We start from the raw sequence: 12,375 nt of genomic DNA, 5'->3' as shown, positions 1-12,375 counted from the left end.
GTCCGCACTATGCGATCGCGCGAAGCCCCTTGGCCCTGACCAGATTGAGCAGCTTCAGCGATGGCCCATCGGGGCGCTTCTCGCCGCGCTCCCACTTGCTCACGGCGTCTTTGCGCACGTTGAGATAACGTGCGAACACCGGTTGCGACACCTGCTCGCGTTCGCGGAGCGCCTTGATTTCCTCAGGGGCCATTGGCTCGACCGGAGTCAGGCAGAGTTCGTCGAACTCGCGCATCGTCGCTTTATCGATGACGTTGGCGCGGGCGAGGCCGGTCGCGGTCTTGTGGACCGTCGCAAGGATGCTGCTCTCACGTTTGCGCGCCGGCTTGGTCATGATCGTCCTGTGACTTCCGATATCTCACCGACGGCCATTGCTGTCTCGAGTGCTCCGACATCAAGCGCGAGCAATACGGTGGCCAGCTTCTTCAGCGCTTCCAGTTCTTTGGGGGAGACATTGGCTTTTTGGTTCTTGGCAAAGCCGTGAACAAAGAAGCTGTGCGCTCCCATCTTGCACACGATGATGGTGCGAAAACCGCTGGACTTGCCGCCACCTTTGCGACCGATCCGCTGCTTGAACACGCCGCCGCCGAGACTGGCATCCCATCGCCCCTGGGCAACATCTACGGCTGCCGCAAGCAAGTCAGCACTATCCAATTTCGCCTTTCGCGCGAATTTGGCGAACTCCTTGGTCTGGTAGACGCTCATGCTGTGAGTGTCTCACTCAATATAGTCCTAAGAGCTACACTTCTCAAGCCGGTTATCTTGTCGGCACGCCGCTGCTGCACGATCGCGGGCGCTCGCTTCCCACGCATTGATGTCGCTCGGTCTGCGGATTGACGCTATTGAAGTGTCGCAGCGACAAAGGATGGCGATGGCTTGTTGGCGAAGGTCGCTACGGATAGCCGTGTAGCCGGAGCTGATCGGCGCGGACTTCCCAGCTTTCCATCCGGTCGAGGAAACTCATTCCGAGCAGATTGGTCTTCATCTGGCCGCGCGGCACCACGAGGGCCGGCACCGAGCGCTCGACCAGCTTGCCGATCGCCAGGCTGTCGAGCGACAGCCGTGCGGCCCGGGTGTGGCCGCCGGCGGTCTCCAGCTCGACATTGAAGGTCAAGAGTTCCAGCGGCAGGCCGGCGGCCTTGGCGGTCTCGTAGGTCAGCACCACCGAGGTCGCGCCGGTGTCGATCACCATCGGCGCCGACACGCCGTTGACCTTGGCTACGACGCGGAACTCGCCGCCGGTGCCGCGCGGGATTTCGACCGTGCGGGCTTTGGCGGCCTCCGCTGCCGCGGTGGCGGCTGCGACGCGCTTCTTCAGCATCGTCGACATCGCGTCACCGGCCGCAGAAATCCGTTTCGGATCGCCATAGGCGACCACCGCACCGGCGGTGCCGAGCAGGACCATGAGCACCAGCAGGATGCGGCTCATGACGCACCTGAAATGGAACGTGCTATGACGGCGTGTCCGTCGTAGAGGCGCGGCGCGGCCGCGGCACTTCCATGCCGGCGTCGGCCATGCGCTGGGGCAGGACGGCCATCACGGCGAGCCGTTCGGAACTGGTCATTCGCGGCCAGCGCGCGATCTCCGGCATGGTGCGGCCGCAGCCGTAGCAGAGGTTGGTCTGCGGATCGATCATGCAGACCGCGATGCAGGGCGTTTCGATGCTCATGTCGGATGGTGGCTGACATTGGTCGCCTCCCGCAAGTCCCGATCTCACAATCCGGTGCCGGCGTTCATGATCGGCTGCCGGCGCACGCGCGCCGCGGTGGCGGTCTCGGCCGTGTCCGGCTGCAGCGGCGGTGCCTCGTCGGCCAGCGGCGCCAGCGCCGACATCACCCGCTCGGGCGGGAAGGTGACGATCACTTCGGTGCCGATCCGCAGCTTCGACTTCAGCGTGAAGGTGCCGCCGTGCATGTCGATCAGGCTCTTGGCGATCGGCAGGCCGAGGCCGGCCCCCTGTTCGGCGGATTTGATCGAATTCGAACCCTGGCCGAACGACGCGAGCACGATCGGGATTTCCTCTTCCGGAATTCCCGAGCCCGTGTCCTTGACGCTGAGATACTGGCCGCCCGACGCGGTCCAGCCGGCCTTGAGCCAGATCTCGCCGCCCTGCGGCGTGAACTTGATGGCGTTCGACAGCAGATTGAGCACCACCTGGCGCACGGCGCGCTCGTCGCCCCAGATCCGCGGCATGCCCTGTTCGAACACTTCGTGGATGGTGATGCCGCGGCTGGTGGCCCGCAGCTTCAGCAGGTGATGGCAATCGCTGACCACATGCACCAGCGAAATCGCCTCTTCGTTCAGCTCGTAGCGGCCGGCCTCGATCCGCGACAGATCGAGGATCTCGTTGATCAGGTTCAGCAGGTGCACGCCGGAATTGTGGATGTCGGCGGAGTAGTCCTTGTAGGCCGGCACCGCGTGGGCGCCGAAGATCTCGCTCTTCATCACTTCCGAGAAGCCGAGAATGGCGTTGAGCGGCGTGCGCAGCTCATGGCTCATCTGCGCCAGAAAGCGCGACTTGGCGACGTTGGCGGCTTCGGCGCGATGCCGGGCCTCGTCGGAGATCGCCTTCGATTGCTCGAGTTCGGCGATCAGCACGTCCTTTTCGGCGCGCGCTTCCAGCGTCGCCAGGGTGGTCGAATGCAGCCGATGCGCGAGCAGCGCGAAGTAGATTTCGGATGCGATCGTCAGCGCTGCCAGCACATATTTTTCGAACGAGCCGCTCAATGCGAAGTTCACTGCGATCGTTGCGGTCACCGGCAGAGTCGCGGCCAGCGCCGCGACCGGCAGGCTCGCGGCCAGCATCGACGACACCGCTACCACCAGCAGCATCAGGAACATCAACAGCGTGCTCGACACCACGCTGAGCCCGGTCGGGTGAATCAGGATGGCGGTCCAGGCCACGCCGTACAGCAGATCGAGCAGAACGAACCGTCGGCGCCAAGTGCGCGTGCGCGGCGCCGAAGCAGCTTCCTTGAGGAAGCGGGTGCAGTTGCGGATGACGACGGCATGGATGCTGAGCATCCCGACGGTCCAGGCGCCCGCCGCCAGCGGATCCATCCACACCCCGAACAGCACGCCGGTGACCACCACCAGCAGCATCACCACATAGGAGGCGGACAGGCGGGTTTCGGCGTATTGGCGGACGAGCTCGTGGTCGAAGGCGGGGCGCGTGCCGCTGGTCGAGGTCAGGCGGTCGCGGGCCTCGCGGACCCGCTGAGCCGCCGCCCGCCGGTTGCGCGCCGGCGCGGCCACCGGTGGTTCAGCCGGAAGCTGGAAAACTTCGGGCTTTTCGGCGGACTCACTCATCAACCAACACAATTGCTGCGCGCGACCGCGCGCGGTTTCCCCAGCCTATATCTGGCCACAAATCCTTAAGAGCAGCCTTAGAGGGAAAATTATTCCGGTTAACAGGTGGCTAACGATCTTGGTGAAGGCTGCGTGAAAACCGCAATCGTCGGCAAATCAGCTCTTCAGCGCTCCAGCCGCGCCAGCAGGCTGGACGTGTCCCAGCGCCGACCGCCCATCTTCTCGACCTCGGCGTAGAAGGTGTCGACCAATGCGGTCACCGGCAGGCTGGCGCCGTTGCGGCGGGCCTCGGAGAGACAGATCGACAGGTCCTTGCGCATCCATTCGACCGCGAAGCCGAAATCGTATTTGCCGTCGTTCATGGTCTTGTGGCGGTTCTCCATCTGCCACGACTGCGCCGCGCCCTTGGAGATGGTGTCGATCACCGCATTGACATCGAGCCCGGCTTTCTTGGCGAAGTGGATGCCCTCCGACAGTCCTTCGACCAGGCCTGCGATGCAGATCTGGTTGACCATCTTGGTGAGCTGGCCGCTGCCGGCGGGGCCCAGCAGCTTGCACATCCGCGCATAGGCGGCGATCACCGGCTCGGCCTTGGCGAAGTCCTCCGGCCGTCCGCCGCACATCACCGTCAGCACGCCGTTCTCGGCACCGGCCTGTCCGCCGGACACCGGCGCGTCGATGAAGTGGAAGCCGGCCTTGCTCGCCGCCGCATCGAGCTCGCGCGCCACCTCGGCCGACGCGGTGGTGTGGTCGACGAAGATCGCACCCTTGCTCATCGCGCCGAACGCGCCGTCGGCACCGGTGGTCACGGCGCGCAGGTCGTCGTCGTTGCCGACGCAGGCCATCACGAAGTCCTGACCCGTCGCCGCCGCCGCCGGGGTCGGCGCGGTGCGGCCGCCGAACTTGTCGGCCCACGCCTGCGCTTTCGCGGCCGTGCGATTGTAGACCGTCACCTCATGGCCTCCTTTCGCCACGAGATGGCCGGCCATCGGAAACCCCATGACGCCGAGACCGAGGAAAGCGACTTTGGCCATGTCTGGACCCTTCAGATTTACGACGTGCGCCGAACTGCGCGTGATCGAGTTGCGGGGAGGGCGGCCCGGTTACAGCCGCGCGAAGGAAGCGCCAGCATACGGGCCGAACCTCGCGGAGCAAGGCCCTGCAGCGGCTCGGCCCGACCGGTCTTGCGGCGCAGCATGGTTCCGCGGATAGATCCGGACTGCGCCGCCGATGGTCATGGGTTCGCACGGCCCTGGAACGATTTCCCGGCTTGAACCGATCGATCGCATGTGATCGGTGGGCGCGAAGCGGCAGGAGATTTCCATTGAGCGTGACCCAGCAACAGATCCTCGACAGCCTCGCCAAGGTGACGACCCCGCGCGGTGTGCCGCTGACCAAGGCCGGTGTGCTGTCGGAGATCGCTGTGACCGACGGCAAGGTGTACTTCTCGATCAATGTCGATGCGGCCGAGGCGCGCGCCTGGGAGAGCGTGCGCAGCGAGGCTGAAGCGGCCGTACGCGGCACGCCGGGCGTTGCGAGCGCGTTGGTGGCGCTGACTGCGGAACGCAAACCCGGCAGCGCACCGGCGCAGCGGCCGGGCGTTGCGCCGGTCTCGGCGCATCGGCCTGCCGGTGCGCCTGGCGCGGGTCTCCCCAAGCAGGCCGAGATCCCGGGCGTGGGTGCGATCATTGCGGTCGCCTCGGGCAAAGGCGGTGTCGGCAAGTCGACCACCGCGCTCAATCTCGCGCTCGGCCTGCAGGCCCTCGGCCTCAAGGTCGGACTGCTCGATGCAGATATCTACGGCCCCTCGGTGCCGAGGCTGACCGGGATCAACGAGAAGCCGCAGCTCGACGACAGCCGGCGGATGATCCCGATTGCCCGGTTCGGCCTGTCGATCATGTCGATCGGCTTCCTGGTCGACGAAGAGGCGCCGATGATCTGGCGTGGCCCGATGGTGATGTCAGCGATCACCCAGATGCTGCGTGACGTCGACTGGGGCAAGCTCGACGTGCTGGTGGTCGACATGCCGCCGGGCACCGGCGATGCGCAACTGACGCTCGCCCAGACCGTGCCTCTGAAGGGGGCGGTGATCGTCTCGACGCCGCAGGATCTGGCACTGATCGATGCCCGTAGGGGGCTGGCGATGTTCACCAAGGTCAATGTCCCGGTGATCGGCATCATCGAGAACATGAGCTACTTCCTCTGTCCGCAATGCGGCACCCGGTCGGATATCTTCGGGCATGGCGGTGCGCGCCATGAGGCCGAGCGACTCGGTGTGCCGTTCCTCGGCGAAATTCCGCTGCACATGGAGATCCGCGCCACCTCGGACGCTGGTCGGCCGGTGGTCGTGAGTGAGCCGAACGGGCCGCACGCAACGATTTATCGCTCGATTGCGGCCAAGGTGCGCGACAGGCTGCAGGCGCTCTCGACGATTTGATGCACTGCGAAGCGACATGCTGACGCGGTGATCGGGCGTGGCCGCAATCCCGCCGAAGCAGTCCGGCAGCGCTGGAATTTCGATCTTCGACTTTGGTTGAATCTCAGTTATCTACTCGGTCGCGACGTTTTCCGCGGGTGACCATCCGTGTTAGAGACGCTTCGCCACCAACGGCTCCGCGGTTCGTCATTTTCGAGTCGGACGCGCATGGAATCCGGAAAAACGCCGGCAACAAGGAGATGCCTTATGAAACGTCGTGACTTTCTGAAAGTGTCAGCTACCGGCGCTGCTGCGACGGCAGCGGTGGCTTCACCGGCGATCGCGCAGTCGGCGCCCGAGGTGAAGTGGCGGTTGACCTCGAGCTTCCCGAAGTCGCTCGACACCATCTATGGCGGCGCGGAATATCTCGCCAAGCAAGTCGCCGAGATGACCGACAACAAATTCCAGATCCAGGTGTTCGCGGCGGGCGAAGTCGTCCCCGGCCTGCAGGCGCTGGACGCCACCTCCAACGGCACCGTCGAGATGTGCCACACCGTGTCGTACTACTATGTCGGCAAGGATCCGACCTTCGCGGTGTTCGCCTCGGTGCCGTTCGGCCTCAATGCCCGTCAGCAGAACTCCTGGCTGTATCAGGGCGGCGGCAACGAGCTCGCCAACGAATTCTACAAGAAGTACGGCGTGATCGGCTTCCCGAGCGGCAACACCGGCACCCAGATGGGCGGCTGGTTCCGTAAGGAGATCAAGACCGTCGCCGACATGAGCGGCCTGAAGATGCGGATCGGCGGCATCGCTGGTCAGGTGCTGCAGAAGGTCGGCGTGGTGCCGCAGCAGATCGCCGGCGGCGACATCTACCCGGCGCTGGAGAAGGGCACCATCGACGCCGCCGAGTGGGTCGGCCCCTACGACGACGAGAAGCTCGGCTTCCAGAAGGTCGCGAAGTACTACTACTATCCGGGCTTCTGGGAAGGTGGCCCGACCGTGCACGCCTTCACCAACCTCGAGAAGTACAACGCGCTGCCGAAGACCTATCAGGCGATCCTCGCCAACGCCGCGGTGAACACCAACACCTGGATGAACGCGCGCTACGACATGCTGAACCCGACCGCGCTGAAGCGTCTGGTGGCGAGCGGCACGCAGCTTCGTCCGTTCTCCAACGAAATCCTCGATGCCTGCCTCAAGGCGACCAACGAGCTGTGGGCCGAGCTTTCCGCGAAGAACCCCGACTTCAAGAAGGCGATCGACGCGATGCAGGCCTATCGCTCGGACGAATATCTGTGGTGGCAGGTCGCCGAGTACACCTACGACAGCTTCATGATCCGCTCGCGCACCCGCGGCTGATCCGGCAAGCATCGCAGCAAACAATCAGCCCGGCCTCCGCGAGGAGGCCGGGTTTTTTGTTGTCTGCTGCTTCGATCAAGACGTCATTGCGAGGAGGCGAAGCCGACGAATCAACCCAGGGGTTGGTGCATCGAGCGCTGGATTGCTTCGCCTTCGGCTCGCAATGACGGAGTGGGCCAGCTCAGAATTTCGGTGGGCCGAAGTCGAGCTGCGGCATCTCGATCTGCGGGATCTCGATCTTGACCTTGGAGGGGTCGACGGTCGAGGCGGCGCCTTTGTAGTGCATCACCATCGCCGGGAAGGTGATCACCAGGGCCACCATGATGAGCTGGATGATCACGAACGGAACCGAGCCCCAATAGATCTGCGCCGTGGTGACCGGTGCCATCTCCTTGCCGCTGATCCGGTCGAGATAGGGCAGCTTCGGCGCCACCGAGCGTAGATAGAACAGCGCGAATCCGAACGGCGGATGCATGAACGAGGTCTGCATGTTGACGCCGAGGATGACGCCGAACCAGATCAGGTCGATTCCGAGTTTCTCCGCCGGTGGGCCGAGCAGCGGGATGACGATGAAGGCGAGTTCGAAGAAGTCGAGGAAGAACGCCAGAACGAACACGAAGATGTTGACGAAGATCAGGAAGCCGAGCTGGCCGCCGGGCAGCGAGACCAGCATCTCCTCGACCCAGCGATGGCCGTCGACGCCGTAGAAGGTCAGCGAAAACACCCGAGCGCCGACCAGGATCATCACCACGAACGCCGTCAGCTTGGCGGTCGATTCAGTGGCTTGGCGGGTGATGTCGAAGGTGAGGCGGCGCTTGGCGAGGGCCAACAGAATAGCGCCGGTCGCGCCCATCGCGCCGCCTTCGGTCGGTGTCGCGACGCCGATGAAGATGGTGCCGAGCACCAGGAAGATCAGGCCGAGCGGCGGCACCATCACGAACACGACCTGCTCGGCGAGCTTGGACAAGAGCTTGAGCCGCAGCAGCCGGTTCAGTACCGCGATCACGAACGACAGCGCCACGGTGACCGACATCGTCAGCACGATGTAGTCGGCGCCCGATTTCACCTCGGTAAAGCCCATCACGAACACGCCGACCGCGGTCGAGGCGACGATCACCAGATACAGCGACATCGTCATCGTGCGGATGATGCCGATGAAGGGGCGAAACAGCACCGCCGTCAGGATCACGAACCAGAAACCCTGCATCACCAGCTTCGACAGGCCGATCTTGTCGAACGCCGGCATGCTCCAGTCGAACAGGCCCCAATGCACGGTCAGCAGATACGCCGTACCGCCGGCTGAAAGGGCGGCCAGCGGCATGATCAGCGGATGCTTGGCGGTCTCCGGCTCGCGCAGGGTCTGCGCTTCCAGCGGCAGACCGGGCGCGGCCTTCGGGGCGAACACCGTCACCAGGAAGATATAGCTGGCGTAAAGCAGCGACAGCACGATGCCGGGAATGAAGGCGCCTTCGTACATGTCGCCGACCGAGCGGCCGAGCTGGTCGGCCATCACGATCAGCACCAGCGACGGCGGGATGATCTGCGCCAACGTGCCGGAGGCGGCGATGATGCCGGTGGCGACGCGGCGGTCGTAGCCGTAGCGCAGCATGATCGGCAGCGAGATCAGGCCCATCGAGATCACCGAGGCGGCGACCACGCCGGTGGTAGCGGCGAGCAGGGCGCCGACGAACACCACCGCATAGGCGATGCCGCCGCGGATCGAGCCGAACAACTGGCCGATCGTCTCGAGCAGATCCTCGGCCATGCCGGATCTCTCCAGCACCAGCCCCATGAAGGTGAAGAACGGAATCGCCAGCAGCGTTTCGTTGTTCATCACGCCGTAGACGCGATCCGGCAGCGCCTGCAGAAAGTCCGGTCGGAATAAGCCGAGCTCGATGCCGAGAAAGGCGAACATCAGGCCGTTGGCGGCGAGCGAAAACGCCACCGGATAGCCCAGCAGCAAAAACACCACCAACGACGCGAACATGATCGGCGCCATGTAGTGGATCAACAGTGCGGTCATGCGGACCGGCCCCCCAATGCAATGACCACGAAGCGGCTTATTTGGTATCGCCGTTGATGTTGATGAGCAGTCGTTCGGCTTCCATCTCGGCCGAACTGTGCCCGCTTTGTGCAGATGCGTTGCTGTCCGGAATGGCCCCGACCATCATGGCGAAGCGCTTGATGATTTCCGAGACGCCCTGAATGATCAGCAGCACGCACATGATCATGATTAGCGACTTGGCCGGCCATTGCGGCAGTCCGCCGGCGCTGAACGACTGTTCGTTCTGCTGCCAGGAGACCAGGAAGAACGGGACCGACCACCACAGCAGAATGATCGCGAACGGCATCAGGAAGAATACGTGGCCGATCATGTCGATCCAGCCGCGGACCTTGAGCGGGAGGTTGTGATTGATGATGTCGATGCGGATGTGTTCGTTGCTGAGCAACGTCCAGGGCGAGCACAGCATGAACACCACGCTGAACAGCACCCACTGCAATTCCAGAAAGGAGTTGGACGACATGTCGAACAGCTTGCGGACGACGGCGTTGGTCGCCGAAATCAGAACCGCCGCCACGATCAACCACGACAACCAGCGGCCGACCACCGTATTGAAGGCGTCGATAATCCTGCTCAGTCCAAGCAATGCTCGCAACGCTCGGTCTCCTCCCGTTTCGCCCGGCCTGCGCGATGACGACACGAAGCGGCTTTTGCAGCCGAGGGCCCGCGAAGCGAGGGCACCAAATCAGCGCATCACCGTTCCGTCAATTGGAAAATAGCAATCAAGAGCGGCGTTCAGCGGAATGATTAGTCAGCGGGAGGGGAGGGCGCTCAGCCGCCGGTGACGCTCATGTGCCGGCTGACGCTCGGGCGGTTGTGACGGCGGTCGATGATGAAGTCGTGCCCCTTCGGCTTGGTGCCGATGGCCCGATCGATCGCAGCGCTGAGCAGGGCGTCGTCTGCGGAGGCGCGTAGTGGCCGCCGCAGGTCGGAGGCGTCCTCGTGGCCGAGGCAGGTATGGATGGTTCCGGTGCAGGTAATCCGCACCCGATTGCAGGATTCGCAGAAATTGTGCGTCAACGGAGTAATGAAGCCAAGCCGCCCGCCCGTCTCCTCGATCCGGACGTAGCGGGCAGGTCCGCCGGTGCTATCCGGCAGGTCGGTCAGCGTGTAGTTGGCGGCAAGTCTGGCTCGGATCAGTGACAGCGGCACGTACTGATCGATCCGGCCTTCGCCAATTTCGCCGAGCGGCATGACTTCGATCAGCGTCAGTCCCATACCAAGGCCATGCGCCCATCGCATCAGCGACGGGATCTCGTCCTCGTTGGTTCCCTTGAGCGCGACGGTATTGATTTTGATCGCAAGGCCTGCGGCGAGGGCGGCATCGATCCCCGCCAGGACCCGGTCGAGCTCGCCCCAGCGCGTGATCCGCCTGAACTCGGCCGGATCGAGCGTATCGAGCGAAACGTTGATGCGGCGGACGCCGCAATCGGCAAGCTCAGCGGCGAAGCGGGCGAGCTGCGAGCCGTTGGTGGTGAGGGTGAGTTCGTCGAGCGCGCCGCTCTTCAGATGCCGGGACAACGACCGCACCAGCGACATCATGTTGCGGCGCACCAGCGGCTCGCCGCCGGTGAGCCGCAGCTTGCGCACGCCCTTGGCGATGAATGCCGAGCACAGCCGGTCGAGTTCTTCGAGAGACAGCAGGTCGGCGCGCGGCAGGAAGGTCATGTCTTCCGCCATGCAATACACGCAGCGGAAGTCACACCGGTCGGTGATCGAGACGCGGAGATAGTCGATCGTCCGTCCGAACGGATCGGTCATCGGCCGGCGGAGCTCAGGCCGATCGAGATCGGTCGACGGAATGATCGCGGCGCTGGTCATACGGCGTGCCCTGTCGCGGTCGCCGCTGCGAGCGGCTCGCCACTATCTAGGCACGATCAGCGCCGCGCACAATCGCGCAGCGTGATGCGTTGCAATATCTCAGCGCGTGCCCGACGGAGCGGGGAACGGCGAGGCTGCTGCCGGGGCCTCGCTCGCAGGCGCTGCGGCGGCCGGCTTCGGCTTCCGCTTGCTGGCGTGACGCGCCCTGCGGGCCGGCTTGGCCGGCTGCAACTCTGCGGTCACCGGGTTCGGCGTCACCGTGGTGGTGCCTTCCGACATGAAGCTGCCGGGCGTGACCACGACCTGAACCGGAATCGTTACCGGCTGGAACTTGTCCATCGTGAAGGTGACGTTGAAGTCCGCCGGCGACACTTTCACCGAGCAGGGGGTCTTACAGCTCTGGCCGGTAGAGGCGACAGCATCCGCACCCGGCGGAACAGAGTCGAGCTGCACCGTAACGTCCGGCGGCGTTGATTTGAATGCGTCGGACATCGACGCGCAACCGCCCAGCGAGAGCCCAGCCAGGGCGATGACAACCAGATGTCGCATAATATCCCATCCGTTCATTGCGGCGAACCGCCACAGTCCCGGGCGGACCATAGGAGCCTGCCGCAAAGCTGGCAACCGCGCCCCCGACAAACTTAAGGGTTAGTTAACGCGACTTGGTAGCGAACCGAATTTCGCCACAATTTCAACGGTATCGCGTTCGGTTCAGCGCCGAGGCAGCAGCCGCCCGACCGCATTCGGCAGGTCGCGCATATGGCCGACCAAAAGGTCGGGCTTGAGCTCGGCAATCGGGACCTCGGTGTAGCCGAACTCCACCCCGATCACCGGCACGCCAGCGCGGCGGGCCACGCCGACATCCGGGCCCGCGTCGCCAACCATCACCGCCGCGGTCAGGTCTCCGCCGGCCTTGGCGACCGTTTCGCGCAGGATCGCGGGGTCGGGCTTGGCCACCCCGAATGTGTCGGCCCCGCAGATCGCGGCGAACCGCGGACTGAGGCCGAGCCGGTCGAGCAGCAGCTTCGACAGCCATTCCAGCTTGTTGGTGCAGACGGCAAACCGGTAGCCGCTCGCCGAAAGCTCGTCGAGGGTCGCTTCCAGCCCCTCGAACGGGCGGGATTCGTCGGCAATGTGGGCGGCGTAATAGTCGATGAAATCGACCGTCAGGCGGTTGACGTCCTCCTGAGCGATGGTGCGGCCGTCGAGTTCGAGGCCGCGTTCGAGGAGGCGTCGTGCGCCTTGTCCGATCATGTTGCGCGCGACGGCCATCGGGACGGCCGGCATGCCCTCGCGGATCAGGATGAAATTCAGGGCGTTGATCAGGTCGGGCGCGGTATCGACCAGTGTGCCGTCCAGATCGAAGACAACGATGGGAGATGTGGTCATGATTGATCGCTAGCGTTC

The 12,375-nt window shown here is 64.3% G+C and carries 13 protein-coding genes; 2 read left to right on the top strand and 11 right to left on the bottom strand.

Annotation, left to right across the window (positions count from 1 at the left end; translation table 11 throughout):
• Positions 1-7: 7 nt before the first annotated feature.
• From DNX69_RS07120 to DNX69_RS07095, 6 genes are all read right to left on the bottom strand, one after another.
• Positions 8-334, bottom strand: coding sequence for a helix-turn-helix domain-containing protein (locus DNX69_RS07120; RefSeq protein WP_110785322.1), 327 nt, complete (start codon positions 332-334; stop codon positions 8-10).
• Entirely contained in the window at positions 331-705 is a 375-nt protein-coding gene (locus tag DNX69_RS07115) for a type II toxin-antitoxin system RelE/ParE family toxin (protein ID WP_110785321.1), read from the bottom strand. The genes DNX69_RS07120 and DNX69_RS07115 overlap by 4 nt, the downstream gene beginning before the upstream one ends.
• A 187-nt stretch (positions 706-892) precedes the next feature.
• Positions 893-1,429 (bottom strand): TIGR02281 family clan AA aspartic protease, encoded by a 537-nt coding sequence (locus DNX69_RS07110; RefSeq protein ID WP_110785320.1) that lies wholly within the window; start codon positions 1,427-1,429, stop codon positions 893-895.
• A gap of 22 nt (positions 1,430-1,451) precedes the next feature.
• The gene (locus DNX69_RS07105) at positions 1,452-1,670 is read right to left on the bottom strand and encodes a DUF1289 domain-containing protein (protein ID WP_110785319.1); all 219 of its coding nucleotides are present in this window, start codon (positions 1,668-1,670) and stop codon (positions 1,452-1,454) included.
• 44 nt (positions 1,671-1,714) lie between these two features.
• Entirely contained in the window at positions 1,715-3,310 is a 1,596-nt protein-coding gene (locus tag DNX69_RS07100) for a sensor histidine kinase (RefSeq protein WP_110785318.1), read from the bottom strand.
• Positions 3,311-3,474: 164 nt separating this feature from the next.
• Complete coding sequence (locus tag DNX69_RS07095; protein ID WP_110785317.1) at positions 3,475-4,344, bottom strand: NAD(P)-dependent oxidoreductase; 870 nt, start codon at positions 4,342-4,344, stop codon at positions 3,475-3,477.
• Between the two features lie 290 nt (positions 4,345-4,634).
• Between DNX69_RS07095 and DNX69_RS07090 the strand changes: the two genes are divergently transcribed.
• Positions 4,635-5,747 carry an Mrp/NBP35 family ATP-binding protein gene (locus tag DNX69_RS07090; protein ID WP_110785316.1) on the top strand — a complete coding sequence of 371 codons (1,113 nt, stop codon included), beginning with the start codon at positions 4,635-4,637 and terminating at the stop codon, positions 5,745-5,747.
• Positions 5,748-5,993: 246 nt separating this feature from the next.
• Positions 5,994-7,085 carry a TRAP transporter substrate-binding protein gene (locus DNX69_RS07085; RefSeq protein ID WP_110785315.1) on the top strand — a complete coding sequence of 364 codons (1,092 nt, stop codon included), beginning with the start codon at positions 5,994-5,996 and terminating at the stop codon, positions 7,083-7,085.
• Positions 7,086-7,266: 181 nt separating this feature from the next.
• Here DNX69_RS07085 and DNX69_RS07080 read toward each other — a convergent pair whose 3' ends face one another.
• The 5 genes from DNX69_RS07080 to DNX69_RS07060 all read right to left on the bottom strand — a co-directional run bounded on the left by DNX69_RS07080 (position 7,267) and on the right by DNX69_RS07060 (position 12,357).
• The gene (locus DNX69_RS07080; protein ID WP_110785314.1) at positions 7,267-9,108 is read right to left on the bottom strand and encodes a TRAP transporter large permease; all 1,842 of its coding nucleotides are present in this window, start codon (positions 9,106-9,108) and stop codon (positions 7,267-7,269) included.
• Between the two features lie 37 nt (positions 9,109-9,145).
• Positions 9,146-9,742, bottom strand: coding sequence for a TRAP transporter small permease subunit (locus DNX69_RS07075; protein ID WP_110785313.1), 597 nt, complete (start codon positions 9,740-9,742; stop codon positions 9,146-9,148).
• Between the two features lie 176 nt (positions 9,743-9,918).
• Positions 9,919-10,968: a GTP 3',8-cyclase MoaA gene (gene moaA, locus DNX69_RS07070; RefSeq protein WP_110785312.1), complete on the bottom strand. Its 1,050-nt coding sequence runs from the start codon at positions 10,966-10,968 to the stop codon at positions 9,919-9,921.
• Between the two features lie 99 nt (positions 10,969-11,067).
• Positions 11,068-11,517 carry a hypothetical protein gene (locus DNX69_RS07065; RefSeq protein WP_110785311.1) on the bottom strand — a complete coding sequence of 150 codons (450 nt, stop codon included), beginning with the start codon at positions 11,515-11,517 and terminating at the stop codon, positions 11,068-11,070.
• Between the two features lie 162 nt (positions 11,518-11,679).
• Entirely contained in the window at positions 11,680-12,357 is a 678-nt protein-coding gene (locus DNX69_RS07060; RefSeq protein WP_110785310.1) for an HAD-IA family hydrolase, read from the bottom strand.
• Positions 12,358-12,375 lie beyond the last annotated feature (18 nt).

The sequence above is a fragment of the Rhodopseudomonas palustris genome, from assembly GCF_003226555.1.
GTDB classification, from domain to species: Bacteria; Pseudomonadota; Alphaproteobacteria; order Rhizobiales; family Xanthobacteraceae; genus Rhodopseudomonas; species Rhodopseudomonas palustris_I.
The sequence above is the reverse complement of the archived record's forward strand: the minus strand, read 5'-3'. Positions and strand labels throughout refer to the sequence as shown.